The sequence below is a fragment of the Pseudomonas sp. H3_D04 genome, assembly GCF_054669175.1.
The window spans coordinates 2917256-2937635 of sequence record NZ_CP162801.1 but is presented as its reverse complement, the minus strand read 5'-3'; the positions used below and the strand labels follow the sequence as shown (position 1 = coordinate 2937635).

Sequence of the window (20380 nt, the reverse complement as noted above, 5' to 3'; positions counted from 1 at the left end):
AGTCTGAACATGAACAGCATCAACCCGGTGTCACGTCGCGGTTTTCTCAAGGGCAGCGCGCTGTTGGGCGGAGGTCTGGTGGTGGCGTTCGTCATTCCCGGTGCCCATCGCTTTGCCGTGGGGGCGGAGAATGAAGGCAACGTGTTTGCGCCCAATGCGTTTTTACGGATCGGCAACGACAACGTCGTCACCGTACTGCTCGGCCACTCGGAAATGGGCCAGGGCATCTGGACCGGCCTCACCATGCTGATCGCAGAAGAGCTGGACGCCGACTGGTCGAAAATCCGCGTCGAACATTCACCCGCCTCGGCGGCTGACTACGGCATGGCGGGTTTCGGCGGGATGCAGATCACCGGCGGCTCGACCTCGACCTGGATGGAGTTCGATCGCTATCGGCAGGCCGGCGCGGCAGCGCGTCTGATGCTGGTTGACGCGGCCGCCAAGCGTTTCAACGTCGCGCCCTCGGCGATTCACACCGAGTCAGGCGTGGTCATTGCCGGCGACAATCGCGCGACCTACGGCGAACTGGCGGACGACGCCGGCAAGCTGCCGGTGCCCGATCCGGCTTCGATCAAGTTCAAAGAGGCCAAGGACTGGAAACTGATCGGCAAACCCACCAAGCGCCTGGACACCCCGGAGAAAATCACCGGCCGGGCCAAGTTCGGCATGGACGTGCAATTTGAGGGCTTGATGACCGCCATGGTCGCCCGCTCACCCGTGTTTGGCGGCAGCGTCAAATCTTTCGAAGGCGCCGAAGCGCTGGCCGTGCCGGGCGTGCATAAAGTGGTGCAGGTGCCCACCGGCGTGGCGGTGATTGCCGACCATTACTGGGCGGCGAAGCTGGGGCGCGATGCGCTGAAGGTCGAGTGGGACCTGGGGCCGAATGCCGGCCTCGACAGCCAGAAATTGCTGGAAAGCTTCCGCAAACTCGCGACCACGCCTGGCGTCTCGGCCAGCAAGGCCGGGGATACCACCGCCGCGCTGGGCAAGGCGGCCAAGACCGTCGATGTCGAATACAGCGTGCCGTACCTGGCCCATGCGCCGATGGAGCCGCTCAATTGCACGGTGAAAATCAGCAAGGACAAGTGCGAGATCTGGACCGGCACGCAGTTCCAGACCCTGGATCAAATGATCGCGGGCAAGATCACCGGGCTCAAACCCGAGCAGGTTGAAATCCACACCGAATTCCTCGGCGGCGGCTTCGGTCGCAGGGCCAATCCGACCTCGGACTTTGTCGCTGAAGCCGTGCAGGTCGCCAAGGCGGCAGGCGGGCCGGTGAAAACCGTCTGGTCCCGGGAGGATGACGTCCGCGGCGGTTATTACCGCTCGGTGTTCCTGCATCAGGCACGGATCGGCCTGGATGCTGGCGGCATGCCTGTGGCCTGGAAGCATGTGATGGTCGGTCAGTCGATCATGGCCGGCACCATGATGGAGGCGACGATGGTCAAGGACGGTATCGACAAGACCTCGGTCGAAGGTGTTGCCGACAGCCCGTACCTTGAAGACCTGGCCAATCACCAGGTGGAACTGCACTCGCCGACTACCGGCATCAGCGTGTTGTGGCTGCGTTCGGTGGGGCACAGCCACACGGCGTTTGTCATGGAGTCGTTGATTGATGAACTGGCGGAGGCGGCTGGCAAGGATCCGGTGGAATACCGACGAACCTTGCTCAAGGCGCATCCGCGACATTTGGGTGTGCTGAACCTCGCCGTCGAAAAAGCCAACTGGAAGGCGGAACTGCCGGACGGCCATGCCTTGGGTGTGGCGGTGCATGAGTCTTTCGGCAGTTACGTCGCGCAGGTCGCTGAGGTGTCCCAGGACAACCTGAAAATCCGCGTGCATCGGGTGGTGTGCGCGGTGGACTGCGGGATTGCGGTCAACCCGATGAGCATCGCGGCGCAGATGGAGTCCTGCATCACCTTCGGCCTCGGCTTTACCTTGCACAGCAAACTGACGTTCAAGGACGGCCAGGTGGTGCAATCCAATTACCACGACTATCAGGTGCTGCGGCTCAACGAAATGCCGGTGGTCGAAGTGCATATCGTGCCGAGCACTGAACGGTCCGGCGGTATTGGCGAAGCCGGCGTCCCACCCACGGCGCCGGCAGTGGCCAACGCGGTGTTCGCCCTGACCGGGCAGCGCTTGCGGGAACTGCCGTTGCAACTGTCGGGGGTGTGAGATGAGACGACATCTGATTCTGGGGACGGTGGTGTTGATCGGCTTGGTCAGCTATGCCGAGCACCTGTTTGCTGACGATAAGGAAGCCATCAAGGCGTTTGATACGGTGCAGAAGGTCTTTCAAAGTCCGCGTTGCCAGAACTGTCATATCCCGGGCGATTCGCCGTTGCAGTTCGACGCAGGCATCCCCCATGCCATGAGCGTAGTGCGCGGGATGGACGGCAAGGGCGCAGCGGGTTTGCCCTGCGCGACCTGTCACGCCGAGGCCAATCCGCCCGCCAGTTACGGGCCGCATACGCCACCGGGGGCGCCGCACTGGAGCTTGCCGCCCGCGGCGCACAAGATGGCCTGGATCGGGCTGCCGGCCGACCAGTTGTGCGCGATGATCAAGGATCGCTCCAGTAATGGTGACCGTGATTTCGCGGCCCTGATCAAGCACGTCACCGAGGACAAACTGGTGCTCTGGGGCTGGAATCCGGGTGAGGGAAGGGCGCCGGTGCCGGTGCCGCACGACATTTTCGTCACCCAATTCAAGCTGTGGGCGACCGCTGGAGGCCCGTGTCCGGTGCAGGGCAGTTGACCGGCGGTCCGTTAACAGGGAGTCAAACCGGGTATGCACGACTCTAAAGTACATACCCGCCAATGGAGTGAGTCATGCTGATCCCAGGCAAACCGGTCAAGCGCGGTGCTTGTACAGACCCGTTACGTTCGCCACTGCAGGAGCGTGAGCTGCTGCGTGACCTGGCCCGCAAGGCCGAGCAAGAACTGATGGGCGTGCAGATGGCGAGCATGGACGAGTTGACGCTGCTGCCCAACCGCCACGGTTTTACAGCGCTGGCCCAACAGGGGATGGACGCCTGCCAGCAACTGGGGCTGCCGGCGACGCTGCTGTTTTTCGACCTCGATAACTTCAAGCGAATCAACTATCTGTACGGGCGCGCCGAGGGTGATCACGCCCTGAAGACCTTCGCTGACGTGCTGCGTATCGCCTTTCGCGAAAGCGATGTGATTGGTCGACTGGGCAACGATGAGTTTGTCGCCCTGTTGACGGGTGCAAGCGTTGTCGAGCTGTCCGCGATCAAGGCCCGGCTCGAAGAAATACTCGCCGAGCGCAATGCCACGGCGAATCGCAGTTTTGCCATTCACTTCAGCATTGGCCAGGTCGAGTTTGATGCTCGGCTAAACCCGACAGCGGAAGACGTGTTGACCTTGGCCGATAAGGCGATGCACGACACGGATCATTGCTGAGCGGCGCCTTGCAACGCTGCGGCAACGTAGGCGGCCGTTCGCAACAGCCGGCCATCGTCCCTGAACTTCCCGATGATCTGTAGCCCGACCGGCAACATGGGGTGGGCGCGCACCAGCGGGACGTTCACCTGCGGCCAGCCAAACGCCCCCCAGAACTTGATGAAATCCGACGGTCCGGTGCTTTCCAGGCCCATCGGCGCGACCATCCCGCAGGAGGCGCCGAGCATGGCGTCGAACGGTTGGCAAAGCTCACTCAAACGGGGCGCAAGGGTGGCCAGGCGCGCCTTGGCAGCGGATTCCTGCTCCCAGGTTGTTGCCGCCGCTCGCTCGAACATGGCCAGTGTCGATGGGCTCAGTTGAGCACGGTGGCGTTGGAATTCCTTGGCCAGCGAGCGGGCACCTTCGCAATCGTTGATCAGCTGATGGTCGTCGAACACTGCGGCAAACTCATCGGGCAGTTCCAGTTCGCTCACATAATGGCCGGCGCTGCGCAACTGATCCGTGGCCTGCTCCAGAGCGCAGGCCACCTCGGCGTCTACCTGATCCCAGCGTGAGGTGCGGCAGAAACCCAGCCGCAGTGGACGCCGCTCGACGTCCGGCACTACAAAACCGGGAATCAACACCCGCGCCACAAGGTGCAGATCGCGCACCGATCGTCCATACCAGCCCACGGTGTCGAAGCTCGGCGCCAGCGGCTTTACACCTTCAAGCGACACCAGTCCCAGGGACGGTTTGTAGGCGAAGAGGCCGCAATAGGACGCCGGCTTGAGCAGCGAGCCAGCCGTCTGGGTGCCCAGCGCCACCGCAAAGAAACCCGCTGCCATCCCCGCCGCCGAACCCGCGCTGGAGCTGCCCGGCGTGCGAGCGAGATCGTGAGGATTTCGGGTCGGGCCAGTGTGCATGTAGGCAAATTCGGTGGTGTGGGTCTTGCCCATGATCAGCGCCCCGGCCTGGCGCAGCAGCGTCACGACGTGGGCATCCCGGGACGGTTGATGGTTGGCGTAGATGGGCGAGAAAAATTGCGTGGGGTAGGCGGCCGTGTCGAAGATGTCCTTGATGCCGACGGGGACGCCGGCCAGCAGGCCGCGCCCGGTGATCTGCGCAGCATCGGCACGCACCTGCCGGTCGTCGAACGAGACGAACGCCTGAATCTCCGGCTCCCGCGCCTGAATGCACTCAAGAAAGGATTCGGCGATGGCGGCAGCGGTCGTATCGCCATTGACTACCGCTTCACTGAGGGTGGTCGCGTCAAGGGCTGGGCGGTTCATTTGGCGAACAACTGGCTGATGTTTTTAAATGCCTTGAACTCCAACGCGTTGCCGCAAGGGTCGAAGAGAAACATCGTGGACTGCTCGCCCACCAATCCCTGAAAGCGGATGCCTGGCTCGATCACGAAGCGTGTCCCAAGGCCTTTCAAGCGCTCGGCCAGCGCCTCCCATTCCGCCATCCCCAGCACCACACCGAAATGCGGCACCGGTACGTCATGACCGTCCACGGCATTGGTGTGCGCCGCTTCCTGTGAAGCGTTTTTCGGTGCCAGGTGAATCACCAGTTGATGACCGAAAAAGTTGAAGTCGACCCAATGCTCGCTGGAACGGCCTTCTTCAAGACCGAAGACTTCGCCATAGAAACGCCGGGCAGCGGCCAGATCGTAAACCGGTACAGCCAAGTGAAAAGGGGAGAGTTGCATCGGATTCGCCTCGGATTGTCAGGAGATGAGGCTGAGTTTAGCGCTATGATTTTTGATTGAAAGACGATAGTTTTTGCGTCGAGCTCAAATTATTTCGATCAATCGAGAAGTCCAATGCTGCGCGAATTGAAAACCTTCGTCGCCGTCACACGCTACGGCACATTCGCCGCCGCCGGCATGCACATCGGTCTGACGCAGTCGGCGGTCAGCGCGCAGATGCGCAACCTGGAAAAGGCGCTGGGCATCCGCCTGTTCGATCGCACCGGGCGACAGGCGATTCTGAATGCCGCAGGGCAACGGGCATTGCCGATGGCACAGCAGATCCTCGACACGTTTAGCCGGATGGCCGTCAGTGAGGACGTCAGCGAGTACCGTGGCGAGTTGAAAATCGGTGCGGTGGCCACGGTCCAGACCGGGTTGCTACCTCAGGCATTTTTGCGCTTGAGGGAGCAGGCACCGCTGCTGGAACCGAAACTGGTGCCGGGCGTGTCGTTGAGCCTGCTGAGTCAGGTCGATACGGGTGAGGTGGATCTGGCGATATTGATCAAGCCGCCCTTCGAACTGCCCAAGGAGCTGTCGGCGCAGGTGATTCGCCGGGAACCGTTTGTATTGATCGTGCCGATGGATCTTGAGGGCGATGATCCGCTGCAGATCCTCGCGAGCCAGCCGCACGTGCGGTACGACCGTAACTCATTCGGAGGGCGCCTGATTACGCGATTTTTGCGTGAACAGCAGATTGATGTGCACGTGGCGATGGAGATGGATGAGCTGGAAGCCATTGTGAAAATGGTTGAATGCGGGTTTGGTGTTTCACTGCTGCCCGAGGCCGGGTTATGGCTTGAACATGGGGCGAAGGTCAGGATCATCGCGCTGGGCGAGCTGACGTTTTATCGGGAGATTGTCTTGTTGCAGCGCTACAGCCAACGCACGCAGCCGATCCAGCTGTTGTTTGCCAAGTGCCTGGCGCAACCTGCCGGCTAACGCAGGCGTGGCAGTGTATGTGCTGTAAAGAATGAATTTTGGCTCTTGAAGACAGTAAGACTGTTATTTATGACAGTGATATGCGTGTCGGCTTTCGCATTAGGGTGGCGCTGTCAAACGGATCTGGCTGTCGGGATGGATGTTTGTTGGCATTCCCCTGATTGCATGGAGCCCTTACTTCAGGAGGATAACGGCATGACAGCGCAAGCCAACACGCAGCAAGCACCAGGTGACCTGGATGTGGGATTTGCTGACAACGGTATGATCAATATTCCCCAAGGTTCGTCTCAGTGTGTCGTTGAAACATCTGCCGGCAAACTTCTTTACGTGGCTCAAACAGGCCGTGTCTCATGGGTTTATCGGGCCATGGCTGATGGCACTTCCGATCCGACCTTCCAACCGTTCGCGTGGGACTTCGCCAAAGGCCAATTCGAAAGTTTCACACGTTTACTTGCTCGAAGAGACGGCAAATTCCTGTTGATTGGTAACTCGGGTAATGAGCCCTTTATCCGGCAGGCTGCGATCACGCGATTCAACGAGGGAGGAAGTCCTGATTTAGTCTTTGGCACAAAAATGCTGCCTTTACCCGTAGACCCCGTCCCTCCGGAGCAGGGTTTGCAGACATTCGGACCTACGGGATGCCTCACTGCTGATAACCATGTGTTAGTGGCCGCAAGTTACCAATTGGCGGACAGCGAGGGCACAACTATCGATTCGGCAGGTAGGGTATACACCCTGGATGACCAAGGTCATCCCGACACTGGATTTGAAGTCAGATTCAAGGGGCCGATTACCACGATTCATAGTATCGGCGTCCTGTCAGACGGGCGCATCGTTGTGTTTGGGATTGTTGACCGCCCGGCATCAGGCACATCAGTGCCGAACGCGGTCTTGGCTTGCTACAACCGAGACGGCACGTTGAACAAAACCTTCGGCATTGACGGATTTTGGGAAGACAAAAACTACGCTGGTTTTGGCTCGATGGTGGTGGATGATGACAAGATAATCATCGCCGCTGTCACGTCGATTAATAACGATGGCAACCGTTATGTTTCCGTGCAACGGGTATTGGGTGATGGCACCTCGGATAAGACCTTTAACAATGGAGCGCCGTTGGTGGTTGATCTGGGTTCCGGCTTTATAAACATCCCGTCCATCACCGTACAGCCGGATAAAAAAATCGTGGTCGCAGGGAGTGAGAATTTTCCTGTGCAAAACCTGTACTGGCTGCGTACCACCGAGGGCGGTGAGCTAGACACTTCTTTCGGTGATTCTGGGGTGGTTCGACAGCAAGCTGGCCGGGTGAATGACATTATTGTCCAGCGCACCGGCAATCGACTCATCCTCGCGGTTAATCTGGACTCAAGTGAAGCTCAAGGTCCGAAAGTCTTGGGTATCCTGAGCTGATAGCGTCTTTACGACCACGCAAGCCACAAATCCTTGTGGGAGCGAGCCTGCTCGCGATTGCAGTGTGTCAGTCAACATCAATACTGAATGTCAGACCGCAATCGCGAGCAGGCTCGCTCCCACAGGGGATTTGCGTCGGGCTTGATAATGCAGGCATAAAAAACCCGCCAGACGAGGCGGGTTTCTTATTGGCTAGCGGAAGATCACTCTTCCAGGCTACCCATCGCAGTGGTGTTGAAGCCGCCGTCTACGTACATGATTTCGCCGCTGATGCCGGACGCCAGGTCCGAGCACAGGAAGGCGCCGGCGTTGCCGACTTCGTCGATGGTGACGTTGCGACGCAGCGGGGTTTGCGCTTCGTTGGCGGCCAGCATCTTGCGGAAGTTCTTGATGCCGGAAGCGGCGAGGGTGCGGATCGGGCCAGCCGATACGCAGTTGACGCGGGTGCCGTCCGGGCCCAGGGAGCCGGCCAGGTAACGCACGCCGGCTTCCAGCGAAGCCTTGGCCATGCCCATTACGTTGTAGTTCGGCATGGTGCGCTCGGCACCCAGGTACGACAGGGTCAGCAGGCTGCCATTGCGGCCTTTCATCATTTCGCGGCCAGCTTTGGCCAGGGCCACGAAGCTATAGGCGCTGATGTCGTGAGCGATGCGGAAACCTTCACGGGTGGTGGCTTCGGTGAAGTCGCCGTCCAGTTGGTCGCCCGGGGCGAAGCCGACGGAGTGCACGATGCAATCCAGTCCGTCCCACTTCTTGCTCAGCTCAACGAAAACCTTGGCGATTTCTTCATCGCTGGCCACGTCGCACGGGAAGCACAGGTCAGGGTTGGAACCCCAGCTTTGTGCGAACTCTTCGACACGACCCTTGAGTTTGTCGTTCTGATAAGTGAAGGCAAGCTCAGCGCCCTCGCGATGCATGGCGGCAGCGATGCCGGATGCGATGGACAGCTTGCTGGCGACACCGACGATCAGTACGCGCTTACCGGCGAGAAAACCCATGTGTTGCTCCTCTCTTTCAGGTTATTGCGCAGTGGCCGGAGCCAGGAAAGCGGCTTCCAGCAACTGCTGTGTATACGGATGTTGGGGGGCGGCAAAGATACTTTGCGCGTCTCCCTGTTCGACCACTTGGCCCTGCTTGACCACCATCAGCTGGTGGCTCAGCGCCTTGACGACAGCCAGGTCATGGCTGATAAACAGATACGTCAGGTTGTACTTGGTTTGCAGTGAGCGCAGCAGCTCCACCACTTGGCGTTGCACGGTGCGGTCGAGGGCCGATGTCGGCTCGTCCAGCAAAATCAACGCCGGTTTTAGCACTAATGCCCGGGCAATGGCGATTCTCTGCCGCTGCCCACCGGAAAATTCGTGGGGGTAGCGGTTCCGGGTCTCCGGGTCCAGGCCTACCTCCTTCAATGCCGCAATAATCGCTTGTTCCTGTTCCGCCTCGGTGCCCATCTTGTGGATCCGCAGGCCTTCGCCGACGATCTGGCTCACGCACATCCGTGGGCTCAGGCTGCCAAACGGGTCCTGAAACACCACCTGCATCTCCCGGCGCAACGGCCGAACCTCGGCCTGCGTCAGGCAGTCTAGCTGCTTGCCTTCAAACCGGATGGCGCCTTTGCTGCCGATCAGCCGCAAAATCGCCAAACCCAGTGTCGACTTGCCCGAACCGCTTTCTCCCACAATCCCCAGGGTCTGGCCCTGAGGCAGGCTGAAATTGATCCCGTCCACCGCTTTGATGTGGTCAACGGTCTTTTTCAGAAAGCCTTTCTTGATCGGGAACCAGACTTTCAGGTCCTCGACCTGCAGCAGCGGCGGGCCAATCACGTTGGTCGCAGGCGTCCCGCTGGGCTCCGCTGCCAGCAGTTCCCGAGTGTACGGATGCTGCGGCGCGCGGAACAACTCTTCGCACGATGCCTGTTCGACGATGCAACCGCGCTGCATGACACATACGCGATGCGCAATTCTTCGTACAAGGTTCAAATCATGACTGATCAGTAGCAATGCCATGCCCAGGCGGGCCTGCAATTCCTTGAGCAATTCGAGGATTTTCAGCTGAACGGTCACGTCCAGCGCGGTGGTTGGCTCGTCGGCAATCAGCAGTTCCGGCTCGTTGGCCAGGGCCATGGCAATCATCACCCGCTGGCGCTGGCCACCGGACAACTCGTGGGGTAAAGCCTTGAGGCGCTTGTGCGGTTCAGGAATGCCGACCATTTCCAGCAATTCCAGGGTGCGCTTGGTCGCCACTTTGCCGACAAGGCCCTTGTGAATACCCAGCACTTCGTTGATCTGCTTCTCGATCGAGTGCAGCGGATTGAGCGAGGTCATCGGTTCCTGGAAGATCATCGCGATCCGGTTGCCGCGGATGTGGCGGATGGTTTTCTCTTTCAGACTCAGCAGGTCTTGCCCCGAATACTCGATGGTCCCGGACGGATGCCGGGCGAGCGGGTAGGGCAGCAGTCGCAGGATCGAATGCGCGGTCACCGATTTGCCTGAGCCGCTTTCGCCAACCAGGGCCAGGGTTTCGCCGCGCTTGATGTCGAAGCTGACGCCTTCCACCACCCGCTGGCAGTGATCGCCGACGACGAACTCGACGGCCAGGTCGCGCACTTCGATCAGATTGTCCTGATTCATTTCACTTCCTCGGGTCGAAGGCATCGCGAGCGGACTCGCCGATGAACACCAGCAAACTCAACATCAATGCCAACACGGCAAACGCGCTCATGCCCAGCCAAGGTGCTTGCAGGTTGGATTTGCCCTGGGCCACCAGTTCACCCAGGGACGGCGCACCCGGCGGCAACCCGAAGCCCAGGAAGTCGAGGGCGGTCAGGGTGCCGATGGCTCCGGTCAAAATGAACGGCATGAAGGTCATGGTCGAAACCATGGCGTTGGGCAGGATGTGGCGGAACATGATCGCGCCATTCTGCATCCCCAGCGCCCGGGCCGCGCGCACATATTCCAGGTTACGCCCGCGCAGGAACTCGGCGCGCACCACGTCCACCAGGCTCATCCACGAGAACAGCAGCATGATGCCCAGCAGCCACCAGAAGTTCGGCTGCACGAAACTGGCGAGAATGATCAGCAAATACAACACCGGCAGCCCGGACCAGATTTCCAGGAAACGCTGCCCGGCCAGATCCACCCAGCCGCCATAGAACCCCTGCAAGGCCCCGGCGATCACGCCGATGATCGAGCTGAGAATGGTCAGCGTCAGGGCAAACAGCACCGAAATCCGGAAGCCGTAAATCACCCGCGCCAACACATCGCGGCCCTGGTCGTCGGTGCCCAGCAGGTTGTCGGCCGAAGGTGGCGCCGGCGCCGGGACTTTCAGATCGTAATTGATGCTTTGGTAGCTGTAGGGGATCGGCGCCCACAGCACCCAGGCATCCTTGGCCTTGAGCAATTCACGGATGTACGGGCTCTTGTAGTTGGCCTCCAGCGGAAATTCGCCGCCGAACGCGGTTTCCGGGTAGCGCTTGAGCGCCGGGAAATACCAGCCGTTGTCGTAATGCACCACCAGCGGTTTGTCGTTGGCAATCAGTTCGGCGCCGAGGCTCAGGCCGAACAGCACCAGAAACAGCCACAGCGACCACCAGCCACGCTTGTTGGCCTTGAACAGTTCGAAACGCCGGCGATTGAGCGGGGACAGATTCATCTCAATGCTCCCGGCTTTCGAAGTCGATGCGCGGATCGACAAAGGTGTACGTCAAATCGCCAATCAGTTTCACCACCAGCCCCAGCAACGTGAAGATAAACAGCGTGCCGAACACCACCGGGTAATCGCGGTTGATCGCCGCCTCGAAACTCATCAAACCGAGACCGTCCAGGGAGAAGATCACTTCCACCAGCAGCGAGCCGGTGAAGAAGATCCCGATAAACGCCGACGGGAAGCCGGCGATCACCAGCAGCATCGCATTGCGGAACACATGACCGTAAAGCACACGGTGATTGGTCAGGCCCTTGGCCTTGGCAGTGACCACGTACTGCTTGTTGATTTCGTCGAGGAAGCTGTTTTTGGTCAGCAGGGTCATGGTCGCGAAGTTGCCGATCACCAGCGCGGTCACCGGCAATGCCAGGTGCCAGAAGTAATCGAGGATCTTGCCGCCAGTGCTCAGCTCATCAAAGTTGTTCGACGTCAGTCCCCTGAGCGGGAACCAGTCCAGGTAGCTGCCGCCGGCAAACACCACGATCAGCAGGATCGCAAACAGGAACGCCGGGATCGCGTAACCGACGATGATCAGCGAACTGGTCCAGACGTCAAAGTGGCTGCCGTGTCGCGTTGCCTTGGCGATCCCCAGCGGGATCGACACCAGGTACATGATCAGCGTGCTCCACAGCCCGAGCGAGATCGACACCGGCATCTTTTCCTTGATCAGGTCGATGACCTTGGCGTCGCGGAAGAAACTGTCGCCGAAGTCCAGGGTGGCGTAGTTCTTGATCATGATCCACAAGCGTTCCGGCGCCGATTTGTCGAAGCCGTACATGTGCTCGATTTCCTTGACCAGCATCGGGTCCAGGCCCTGCGCGCCGCGATAGGCCGAGCCGGCCACCGAGACTTCGGCACCGCCGCCGGCAATGCGGCTGGTGGCGCCTTCGAAGCCTTCGAGCTTGGCGATCATCTGCTCCACCGGCCCACCGGGGGCGGCCTGGATGATCACGAAGTTGATCAGCAGAATGCCGAGCAAGGTCGGGATGATCAGCAGCAGTCGCCGAAAAATATACGCCAGCATCTGATTACTCCGTGCCCGCAGGGTCGGCTTGCAGTTTGGTTTCGACTTCTACCGCAGGTTTCGCATCAGGCTTGACCCACCAGGTAGTGGTGCCGATGTCGTACTTGGGAGAGACTTTCGGGCGACCGATGTGGTTCCAGTACGCCACGCGCCAGGTTTTGATGTGCCAGTTGGGGATCACGTAATAGCCCCATTGCAGCACGCGGTCCAGTGCCCGGGCATGAGCCACCAGGCTTTTGCGCGAATCGGCGTTGATCAGTTGTTCGACCAGTTGATCGACCACCGGGTCCTTGAGGCCCATGGAATTGCGGCTGCCGGGTTTGTCGGCCGCGGCGGACATCCAGAACTCGCGCTGCTCGTTGCCCGGCGAGTTGGATTGCGGGAAGCTGCCGACGATCATGTCGAAGTCCCGTGAACGCACGCGGTTGATGTACTGCGAGACATCGACCCGACGAATCACCAGGTCAATGCCCAGGTCGCTGAGGTTGCGTTTGAACGGCAGCAGCACGCGTTCGAATTCGGTCTGGGCCAACAGGAACTCGATGGTCACCGGTTTGCCGTTGGCGTCGACCATCTTGTCGTCGACGATCCGCCAGCCCGCCTCTTGCAGCAGTTGGTAGGCTTTGCGCTGCTGGGCGCGGATCATGCCGCTGGCGTCGGTCATCGGGTTCTGGAACGCTTCGCTGAATACCTGCTCGGGGATCTTGCCGCGGAACGGACTCAAAATTTCAAGCTGATCGGCGTCGGGCAGGCCGGTCGCGGCCATTTCCGAGTTTTCGAAGAAACTGCGGGTACGCACGTAGGCGCCGTTGAACAGTTGCTTGTTGGTCCATTCAAAGTCCAGCAGCAACGTAAATGCCTGGCGCACGCGCACGTCCTGGAACACCGGACGGCGCAGGTTGAACACAAAGCCTTGCATGCCGGTCGGGTTGCCGTTCGGGATCTGTTCCTTGTTCAATCGGCCTTCGGTGACCGCCGGGATGTTGTAGGCGTTGGCCCAGTTCTTCGCGCTCATTTCCAGCCAGTAATCGAACTGCCCCGCCTTGAGGGCTTCCAGCGCCACCGTGTTGTCGCGGTAGTAATCGGTGGTCATCACGTCGAAATTGTAGAAGCCACGGTTGGCCGGCAGGTCCTTGCCCCAGTAATCCTTGACCCGCTCGTAGCGGATCGAACGCCCGGCCTTCACGTCGGTCACCTTGTAGGGGCCGCTGCCCAACGGTATTTCGAGGTTGCCTTTGTTGAAATCGCGATTGGCCCACCAGTGTTTGGGCAACACCGGCAACTGGCCGAGGATCAGCGGCAGTTCGCGGTTGTTGTTGTGCTTGAACTTGAACAGCACGGTGAGCGGGTCTTCGGCGACCGCTTCCTCGACATCGCTGTAGTAACCGCGATAGAGCGGGGCGCCTTCTTTGGTCAGCATCTGGAAACTGAACACCACGTCTTCGGCGCGCATCGGATGGCCGTCGTGGAAGCGCGCTTCAGGACGCAGGTAGAAGCGCACCCAGCTGTTGTCCGGGGCTTTCTCGATCTTGCCGGCGACCAGCCCGTATTCAGTGAACGGTTCGTCCAGTCCCTGTTTGGCCAAGGTGTCGTAGATCATGCCGATGTCGTCGGCCGGTACGCCTTTGCTGATGAACGGGTTGAGGCTGTCGAAGCCGCCGAACCCGGCCTGGCGAAAGATTCCGCCTTTGGGGGCGTCGGGGTTCACGTAGTCGAAATGCTTGAAGTCGGCCGGATATTTCGGCGGCTCGTTGTACAGGGTCACGGCGTGTTGCGGGGCGGCGCAGGCCAGCCCGGCGAACAGCAGACCGCTGGCCTGCATCAGCAGTGCGCATAGGGGCTTCATCGATCTTTCTCCGAAGATTTCAGCCACCACGCGGAGAGGCCCAGTGTATAGGGCGGCGTGGTGACGAAGGCGAACCGGTTGCGGTAGGCCAGGCGGTGATAATTGAGGTACCAGTTGGGAATCATGTAGTGCTGCCACAACAAGACCCGGTCCAGGGCTTTGCCGGCGGCCACTTGTTCGTCGCGGGTTTGCGCGGCGAGCAATTGTTCGAGCAGGTGATCGACCACCGGGTTGGCGATGCCGGCGTAGTTTTTACTGCCCTTGACCCCGACCTGGCCAGAATGGAAATACTGCCATTGCTCCAGGCCCGGGCTGAGGGTCTGGTTGAGCGTCATCAGGATCATGTCGAAATCGAACTGATCGAGGCGTTGTTTGTACTGCGCGCGATCCACTGTGCGCAGCCGCGCATCGATGCCAATGTTGGCGAGGTTCTCGACGTAAGGCTGAAGGATGCGCTCCAGGTTCGGGTTGACCAGCAGGATCTCGAGCTTGAGCGGTTGGCCTTTGGCGTTCTCGATCCGTTGTCCATTGAGCTTCCACCCGGCCTCGGCAAGCAGCGCCAGGGCCTTGCGCATGGTTTCCCGAGGGATGCCGCGTCCGTCGGTCTTTGGCAGGCTGAACGGCTCGGTGAGGAGCTTGGCGGGCAATTGCTCGCGATAGGGCTTGAGCAACAGCCATTCATGACCGACCGGCAGGCCCGTGGCGGAGAATTCGCTGTTGGGGTAGTAACTCATGGCGCGCTTGTAGGCGCCGCTGAACAGGGTGCGGTTGGTCCACTCGAAGTCGAACATCAGCCCCATGGCTTCACGGACTTTGGTCTCGGAGAAGATCGGGCGCCGGCTGTTCATGAACAGACCCTGAGTCTGGGTCGGGATCTGGTGCGGGATCTGCGCCTTGATCACGTCTCCACGGCGCACGGCCGGGAAGTTGTAACCGTTTTCCCAGTTCTTCGCCTGGTGCTCGATGTAAATGTCGAATTCGCCGGCCTTGAAGGCTTCGAACGCCACATCGCTGTCGCGGTAGAACTCGACTTCCATGCGGTCGACGTTGTACTTGCCACGATTGACCGGAAGGTCCTTGCCCCAGTAATCCTTGACCCGCTCGAAAATGATCTGGCGTCCTGGCGTCACCGAGGTGATGCGATAAGGCCCGCTGCCCAGCGGTGGTTCGAAGGTTGTAGCCTTGAAGTCGCGACCTTTCCAGTAATGCTGCGGCAGCACCGGCAATTCGCCCAGGCGCAGGATCTGCAACGGATTGCCGGCACGCTTGAAGACGAATCGAATGCGCTGCGGGTTGAGGATGTCGACCCGCAACACTTCCTGAAGGCTGGTGCGGTACTGCGGGTGACCTTCCTTGAGCAGCAAGCGGTAGGAAAACGCCACGTCGTAGGCGGTAATCGGCGTGCCGTCGTGAAAGCGCGCTTCGGGGCGCAGGTTGAACACCACCCAACTGCGGTCCTCGCTGTACTCCACCGATTGCGCGATCAGGCCATAACTGGAGGTCGGCTCATCGCCGGACGGCGCGTATTGACCGGTGCCGACCATCAGCGGTTCGTTGAGCTCGTTGATGCCGTATTGCAGGAAATTGGCGGTGGAAACCGGGCTTGAGCCCTTGAATGTGTAGGGGTTGAGCGTATCGAAGGTGCCAAACGCCATCACCCGCAACGTACCGCCCTTGGGCGCTTGCGGGTTGACCCAGTCGAAGTGGGTAAATCTGGCCGGGTACTTGAGCGTGCCGAACTGCGCATAACCATGGCTTTCGCTGATCGTCGCGCTTGCGGTGGAGCTCAAGGCCAGGCTGATCAGGAAGAGGAGGAGGGGACGCTTCAAGTCAGAGATCCGATCCAGGCGGCTTGGGCTTTGTGGGCCGTACAGTAACAGCTTGTATCGACAGGAAAAAGACAGGGGGTTAATGCGCTGTTAATTGCCGAGGTGACGATGCGGCAGGTGCTGTGCCTGTGGCGAGGGAGCTTGCTGCCGCTGGGCTGCGAAGCGGCCCCAAAACCTGAAAATTTTTATAATTCCTGACACACCGCATGTTCAGGGTTTACGACTGCTTCGCAGCCGAGCGGGAGCAAGCTCCCTCGCCACAGTTCCCATGCATCCCCCGATTCCAGCAGAGCTCAAATTGCAGGCGAAAAAAAGCCCCTGGATTCAGGGGCTCGTTTTTAGCGCGGCGAAGACACCGTCAACATCTGCCCAGGCTTGAGCGCCTGGCCAACACGCGGATTCCAGCGCTTGAGGTGCTGCATTTCAACGTTGAAGCGTTTGGCGACCATGTATAGCGAATCGCCTTGCTTGACCTTGTATTGGGTCTGCGGCTTCTGTTTGTCGGCTTTGCTGTTGGTCTTGCTGTTCGCCGCCACAACGGTGTTGACGCGACCGCCGCTACGTTTGGCAGTGTCCTGCATCACCAGGGTCTGGCCGACCTTGAGGTTCTTGCCGGTCATCTTGTTCCAGCGCTGCAGGTCCTTGACGGCGACCTTGTTCGCCTTGGCGATGGCGGCCAGGTTGTCGCCGCGTTTGACGCGGTAGGCACGTTTCAGGCTGGCGACTTCGGATTCATCGGCGCCTTCGAAGACCGGCTTGAGCGACTTCTTGCTGATCAACTCTTCAGGACGCATGGTCGAGAGGCTGGCGGTCAGCAACTGCGCCTTGGACGTTGGCACGAGCAAATGCTGGGGGCCGTCGATGGTGGTGCGCTGTTTGAAGGCCGGGTTGAGCTGGAACAACTCGTCTTCGTCGATGTTGGCCACCGCGGCAACCTTGGACAGGTCCATGCGCTGGTTGATTTCGACGACCTGGAAATAAGGTTCGTTGGCGATCGGGTTGAGGTTCACGCCGTAGGCTTCGGGGGCCAGCACAACCTGGGACAAGGCCAGCAGCTTGGGCACGTAAGCCTGGGTTTCGGCTGGCAGCGGCAGGTTCCAGTAATCGGTCGGCAGGCCCAGCTTCTCGTTGCGCTCGATGGCACGGCTGACCGTGCCTTCACCGGCGTTGTAGGCCGCCAGGGCCAGCAACCAGTCACCGTTGAACATGTCGTGCAGACGGGTCAGGTAATCCATGGCCGCAGTGGTCGAGGCGGTGATGTCGCGACGGCCATCATAGAAGCGGGTCTGACGCAGGTTGAAGTAACGGCCGGTGGAAGGAATGAATTGCCAAAGGCCCACCGCATTGGCCCGGGAGTAGGCCATCGGGTTGTAGGCGCTTTCAATCACTGGCAGCAGCGCCAGTTCCAGCGGCATGTTGCGTTCTTCAAGGCGTTCGACGATGTAGTGAATGTAGAGGCTGCCGCGTTCACCGGCGTTTTCAAGGAAGGACGGGTTGCTGGCGAACCACAGGCGCTGTTGCTCGATGCGCGGGTTGACGCCCAGGTTGTCCTGCAACTGGAAGCCCTGGCGCATGCGCTCCCAGACATCCTGTGGAATTTGTGGAGTCGGCTTTTCGCTGAGCCAGATTGGTTTCTGCTTGGCGCGAGCGGCGATGTTCGGAGTGTGTGTCGCTTCGGTCTGCGGCACATGGCTGGAACAGCCCGCCAGAGTGGCGGACACAGCCACCGCTATGGCTTGAGCCAAGCGGGTCAATGCGTCTGAATTGATGGCTTTACGAATAGATGACGACATTGGCTGGAAGTAAGTTCCGGGCAAAAATGTCGGGCGATTCTAGAAAGCGCACCCTCTGCGGTCAACCATTCAGAATTTTTGTACCAACGGGGCGGCGACTTAGAACTTATCTTTCCAAGCCCGAAGAGCAGCAAAGACCGCACTCGGAGACCGGTTTTGGGTTCCATTCCGTTCGTCCACTTTTTCTTTAACGGATGTTTCGTCGACACGCAAAAAGGGGTTGGTCAGTTTTTCAAGCGCCAGAGTAGAGGGCAGCGTCATGATTCCGGCCGCACGTTGCTCGGTAACTTTTTCCAGACGTGCGGCGGTGTCAGGATTGCCGGGTTCGACCGCTGCGGCAAATTTCAGATTGCTCAGGGTGTATTCGTGGGTGCAATAGACCAGCGTATCTTCCGGCAGCTCAGCGAGGCGGCTCAGCGAGGTGTGCATCTGCTCGGGCGTGCCTTCAAACAAGCGCCCGCAACCGGCGGCGAAAAGGGTGTCGCCGCAGAACAGCAGGCCGTGGTGATAATAGGCAATATGCCCCAGGGTGTGTCCGGGAACCGCATAGACGTCGAAGTCCCAGCCCAGCACGCTGACACGGTCGTTGTCCTTGAGCGCCACGTCTCGCGCCGGGATGGTTTCGCTGGCCGGGCCGTAGACTTTCGCGTCTGTCGCTTTTTTCAGCTGCTCGACACCGCCGACATGATCATGATGATGGTGAGTGATCAGGATATCGCTCAATACCCAACCCTTATGCGCCGCCAGCCATGCTTGCACGGGCGCGGCATCACCCGGATCGACCACGGCGCAGCGCTGGGTGTTGTGGTCCTGTAACAACCAGATGTAGTTGTCGGTGAAGGCGGGCAGGGCACTGATCTGTATCATCGTCGGATTCGCCAAGCTGAAAACAATGGCGCATCTTAGAACTTCCTGGCGCGTTGGAGAATGCAATGACCGATAAAGCGTTCGCTCAGGCCGATCCTGAGTGGCTGAATTTGATCAGCGCGGCCCGTGAATGGCTGTCCGGGCCCATCGGGCAATTTCTGTTGGACGAAGAGCGGCGCATGCTTGAAGACGAGCTGGGCCGCTTCTTCGGTGGCTATCTGGTGCATTACGGCCCGTCGGCCCAGACACCGCCGTCGGCACCCCAGGTTCAGCGCAATGTGCGACTTGGCGCGCCGTTGCCGGGGGTCGAGATCGTCTGCGAAGAGCAGGCATGGCCGTTGAGCGAGCATGCCGCTGACGTGGTGGTGATGCAGCACGGCCTGGATTTCTGCCTGTCGCCCCACGGCTTGCTGCGTGAAGCCGCGAGCAGCGTGCGGCCCGGCGGGCATCTGCTGATCATCGGGATCAACCCCTGGAGCAGCTGGGGCTTGCGCCATGTGTTCGCTCACGACGGTTTGCGCAAGGCGCGCTGCATCTCACCGTCGCGGGTCGGCGACTGGCTGAACCTGCTGGGCTTCGCGCTGGAGAAACGCCGCTTCGGGTGCTATCGTCCGCCGCTTGCGTCACCCGCCTGGCAGGCACGCCTGGCCGGTTGGGAGCGCAAGGCCGGTGACTGGCAACTGTCGGGCGGCGGCTTCTATTTATTGGTGGCGCGCAAGATCGTTGTTGGCCTGCGACCCGTCCGTCAGGAGCGGCGCGAACCGATGGGCAAGCTGATTCCATTGCCGATGGCCAAGGTCAACCGTCGTAACATCGAGCCGTAATACACACTTTATTTTCCCGGCCGGGTTCGCCCCGGCCTCGGGCATCGTCGGTCACTGATCGGCGAGCCACCGCATTTTCTGGATAGATTGGCATGAGCGATAGCGTAGAACTCTTCACCGACGGCGCCTGCAAAGGCAACCCTGGCCCTGGCGGCTGGGGCGCGTTGCTGGTGTGCAAAGGCATTGAAAAGGAGCTGTGGGGCGGCGAAGCCAACACCACCAACAACCGCATGGAGCTGATGGGGGCGATTCGTGGCCTGGAAGAACTCAAGCGCTCCTGCGACGTGCTGCTGGTGACCGACTCCCAGTACGTGATGAAAGGCATCAACGAGTGGATGGACAACTGGAAGAAGCGCGGCTGGAAAACGGCGGCGAAGGAACCGGTCAAAAACGCTGACCTCTGGAAACTGCTGGATGAGCAGGTCAACCGCCACAACGTCACCTGGAAATGGGTACGCGGGCACATCGGCCACCATGGCAACGAACGGGCTGACCAACTGGCCAACCGTGGCGTGGATGAAGTGCGCGGGTACAAGCAGGCTTGATCGGTAGTGCCGCCCTTCGCGAGCACTGTCTGCCGGAGATCCATGCAGGAGCGAGGCTTGCCCGCGAAGAAAGCGCCGCGGTGTAACTGAGAGACCGGGTTATCGTTCTTCGCGAGCAAGCTTCGCTCCTCCAGGGTGTCACAGCATCAAGATCGCGGTGGCCAGTTGTTGGTCTGAATACGGTTCGTTGACCACCCCGCGAATCCGCAAAAACGCCGCCTGGATCCGCGCCCCGCGAATCACCCCCTCGCTCGCCACAAACGCTGCCGCATCATCCTTGGCCGCCAGTACGATCTTGTCGTCGCTGAATGAGCCACTGGTGCCTTTGGTGGAGCTCATCGTCAGACTGACGGTGACGTCTGTGCTGATGACAAAACTGGTGGCGTGGGCGCCGGAACCCAGCAAACAGGTACTCAATAAAACCAGCCGTGCAGTCTTCATGACGA

18 protein-coding genes are annotated in these 20380 nt (G+C 60.0%); 7 read left to right on the top strand and 11 right to left on the bottom strand.

Features of this window, described 5'->3' with window-relative positions:
- The first annotated feature begins 9 nt into the window (after nucleotides 1-9).
- The 3 genes from AB4N91_RS13495 (at nucleotide 10) to AB4N91_RS13485 (ending at nucleotide 3426) form a co-directional block, all read left to right on the top strand.
- A complete protein-coding gene (locus tag AB4N91_RS13495) occupies nucleotides 10-2178 on the top strand; it encodes a xanthine dehydrogenase family protein molybdopterin-binding subunit (protein WP_460112549.1) in 2169 nt (722 codons plus the stop codon).
- 1 nt (nucleotide 2179) lies between these two features.
- The gene (locus AB4N91_RS13490; protein ID WP_010459768.1) at nucleotides 2180-2758 is read left to right on the top strand and encodes a hypothetical protein; all 579 of its coding nucleotides are present in this window, start codon (nucleotides 2180-2182) and stop codon (nucleotides 2756-2758) included.
- Between the two features lie 74 nt (nucleotides 2759-2832).
- The gene (locus tag AB4N91_RS13485; RefSeq protein ID WP_010459770.1) at nucleotides 2833-3426 is read left to right on the top strand and encodes a GGDEF domain-containing protein; all 594 of its coding nucleotides are present in this window, start codon (nucleotides 2833-2835) and stop codon (nucleotides 3424-3426) included.
- Here AB4N91_RS13485 and AB4N91_RS13480 read toward each other — a convergent pair.
- Nucleotides 3417-4694, bottom strand: a complete 1278-nt coding sequence (locus AB4N91_RS13480; RefSeq protein ID WP_154911793.1) for an amidase — start codon at nucleotides 4692-4694, stop codon at nucleotides 3417-3419. The genes AB4N91_RS13485 and AB4N91_RS13480 overlap by 10 nt on opposite strands.
- On the bottom strand, nucleotides 4691-5116 hold the full coding sequence (locus tag AB4N91_RS13475; protein WP_010459775.1) for a VOC family protein: 426 nt from the start codon (nucleotides 5114-5116) through the stop codon (nucleotides 4691-4693). Before AB4N91_RS13475 ends, AB4N91_RS13480 begins: the two co-directional genes overlap by 4 nt.
- 114 nt (nucleotides 5117-5230) lie before the next feature.
- Here AB4N91_RS13475 and AB4N91_RS13470 point away from each other — a divergent pair, with 114 nt between their 5' ends.
- Both AB4N91_RS13470 and AB4N91_RS13465 read left to right on the top strand, forming a co-directional pair.
- On the top strand, nucleotides 5231-6097 hold the full coding sequence (locus AB4N91_RS13470; RefSeq protein ID WP_010459776.1) for a LysR family transcriptional regulator: 867 nt from the start codon (nucleotides 5231-5233) through the stop codon (nucleotides 6095-6097).
- A gap of 195 nt (nucleotides 6098-6292) precedes the next feature.
- Complete coding sequence (locus AB4N91_RS13465) at nucleotides 6293-7504, top strand: NHL repeat-containing protein (RefSeq protein WP_154911792.1); 1212 nt, start codon at nucleotides 6293-6295, stop codon at nucleotides 7502-7504.
- A 203-nt stretch (nucleotides 7505-7707) separates the two neighbouring features.
- On the opposite strand, the gene fabI is transcribed toward AB4N91_RS13465, so the two are convergent.
- The 8 genes from fabI to gloB form a co-directional block, all read right to left on the bottom strand.
- Nucleotides 7708-8502, bottom strand: coding sequence for an enoyl-ACP reductase FabI (gene fabI, locus AB4N91_RS13460; protein WP_077749640.1), 795 nt, complete (start codon nucleotides 8500-8502; stop codon nucleotides 7708-7710).
- Between the two features lie 21 nt (nucleotides 8503-8523).
- A complete protein-coding gene (locus AB4N91_RS13455; RefSeq protein ID WP_010459782.1) occupies nucleotides 8524-10134 on the bottom strand; it encodes an ABC transporter ATP-binding protein in 1611 nt (536 codons plus the stop codon).
- A gap of 1 nt (nucleotide 10135) precedes the next feature.
- Nucleotides 10136-11155, bottom strand: coding sequence for an ABC transporter permease (locus AB4N91_RS13450; RefSeq protein WP_010459784.1), 1020 nt, complete (start codon nucleotides 11153-11155; stop codon nucleotides 10136-10138).
- A gap of 1 nt (nucleotide 11156) precedes the next feature.
- Entirely contained in the window at nucleotides 11157-12230 is a 1074-nt protein-coding gene (locus AB4N91_RS13445) for a microcin C ABC transporter permease YejB (RefSeq protein ID WP_010459785.1), read from the bottom strand.
- Between the two features lie 4 nt (nucleotides 12231-12234).
- The gene (locus tag AB4N91_RS13440) at nucleotides 12235-14076 is read right to left on the bottom strand and encodes an extracellular solute-binding protein (protein ID WP_010459787.1); all 1842 of its coding nucleotides are present in this window, start codon (nucleotides 14074-14076) and stop codon (nucleotides 12235-12237) included.
- Complete coding sequence (locus AB4N91_RS13435) at nucleotides 14073-15881, bottom strand: extracellular solute-binding protein (protein ID WP_370655179.1); 1809 nt, start codon at nucleotides 15879-15881, stop codon at nucleotides 14073-14075. The genes AB4N91_RS13440 and AB4N91_RS13435 overlap by 4 nt, the downstream gene beginning before the upstream one ends.
- Nucleotides 15882-16243: 362 nt before the next feature.
- A complete protein-coding gene (locus tag AB4N91_RS13430; RefSeq protein ID WP_010459791.1) occupies nucleotides 16244-17698 on the bottom strand; it encodes a transglycosylase SLT domain-containing protein in 1455 nt (484 codons plus the stop codon).
- A 99-nt stretch (nucleotides 17699-17797) separates the two neighbouring features.
- A complete protein-coding gene (gene gloB / locus AB4N91_RS13425) occupies nucleotides 17798-18565 on the bottom strand; it encodes a hydroxyacylglutathione hydrolase (RefSeq protein WP_145310159.1) in 768 nt (255 codons plus the stop codon).
- 65 nt (nucleotides 18566-18630) lie between these two features.
- Here gloB and AB4N91_RS13420 point away from each other — a divergent pair, with 65 nt between their 5' ends.
- Together AB4N91_RS13420 and rnhA are read left to right on the top strand one after the other, a co-directional pair.
- On the top strand, nucleotides 18631-19389 hold the full coding sequence (locus AB4N91_RS13420; protein WP_010459795.1) for a class I SAM-dependent methyltransferase: 759 nt from the start codon (nucleotides 18631-18633) through the stop codon (nucleotides 19387-19389).
- Between the two features lie 92 nt (nucleotides 19390-19481).
- Nucleotides 19482-19934, top strand: a complete 453-nt coding sequence (rnhA, locus tag AB4N91_RS13415) for a ribonuclease HI (protein ID WP_008152099.1) — start codon at nucleotides 19482-19484, stop codon at nucleotides 19932-19934.
- Nucleotides 19935-20072: 138 nt separating this feature from the next.
- On the opposite strand, the gene AB4N91_RS13410 is transcribed toward rnhA, so the two are convergent.
- Complete coding sequence (locus AB4N91_RS13410) at nucleotides 20073-20375, bottom strand: DUF2388 domain-containing protein (RefSeq protein ID WP_049870729.1); 303 nt, start codon at nucleotides 20373-20375, stop codon at nucleotides 20073-20075.
- Between the last annotated feature and the right edge of the window lie 5 nt (nucleotides 20376-20380).

Coding starts and splice junctions, on each gene's coding strand:
- AB4N91_RS13410 (WP_049870729.1), bottom strand. CDS start 20,375: ATGAAGACTGCACGGCTGGTTTTATTGAGTACCTGTTTGCTGGGTTCC.
- AB4N91_RS13480 (WP_154911793.1), bottom strand. CDS start 4,694: ATGAACCGCCCAGCCCTTGACGCGACCACCCTCAGTGAAGCGGTAGTC.
- gloB (WP_145310159.1), bottom strand. CDS start 18,565: ATGATACAGATCAGTGCCCTGCCCGCCTTCACCGACAACTACATCTGG.
- rnhA (WP_008152099.1), top strand. CDS start 19,482: ATGAGCGATAGCGTAGAACTCTTCACCGACGGCGCCTGCAAAGGCAAC.
- AB4N91_RS13420 (WP_010459795.1), top strand. CDS start 18,631: ATGACCGATAAAGCGTTCGCTCAGGCCGATCCTGAGTGGCTGAATTTG.
- AB4N91_RS13445 (WP_010459785.1), bottom strand. CDS start 12,230: ATGCTGGCGTATATTTTTCGGCGACTGCTGCTGATCATCCCGACCTTG.
- AB4N91_RS13455 (WP_010459782.1), bottom strand. CDS start 10,134: ATGAATCAGGACAATCTGATCGAAGTGCGCGACCTGGCCGTCGAGTTC.
- AB4N91_RS13485 (WP_010459770.1), top strand. CDS start 2,833: ATGCTGATCCCAGGCAAACCGGTCAAGCGCGGTGCTTGTACAGACCCG.
- fabI (WP_077749640.1), bottom strand. CDS start 8,502: ATGGGTTTTCTCGCCGGTAAGCGCGTACTGATCGTCGGTGTCGCCAGC.
- AB4N91_RS13495 (WP_460112549.1), top strand. CDS start 10: ATGAACAGCATCAACCCGGTGTCACGTCGCGGTTTTCTCAAGGGCAGC.
- AB4N91_RS13475 (WP_010459775.1), bottom strand. CDS start 5,116: ATGCAACTCTCCCCTTTTCACTTGGCTGTACCGGTTTACGATCTGGCC.
- AB4N91_RS13440 (WP_010459787.1), bottom strand. CDS start 14,076: ATGAAGCCCCTATGCGCACTGCTGATGCAGGCCAGCGGTCTGCTGTTC.
- AB4N91_RS13470 (WP_010459776.1), top strand. CDS start 5,231: ATGCTGCGCGAATTGAAAACCTTCGTCGCCGTCACACGCTACGGCACA.
- AB4N91_RS13490 (WP_010459768.1), top strand. CDS start 2,180: ATGAGACGACATCTGATTCTGGGGACGGTGGTGTTGATCGGCTTGGTC.
- AB4N91_RS13450 (WP_010459784.1), bottom strand. CDS start 11,155: ATGAATCTGTCCCCGCTCAATCGCCGGCGTTTCGAACTGTTCAAGGCC.
- AB4N91_RS13465 (WP_154911792.1), top strand. CDS start 6,293: ATGACAGCGCAAGCCAACACGCAGCAAGCACCAGGTGACCTGGATGTG.
- AB4N91_RS13430 (WP_010459791.1), bottom strand. CDS start 17,698: ATGTCGTCATCTATTCGTAAAGCCATCAATTCAGACGCATTGACCCGC.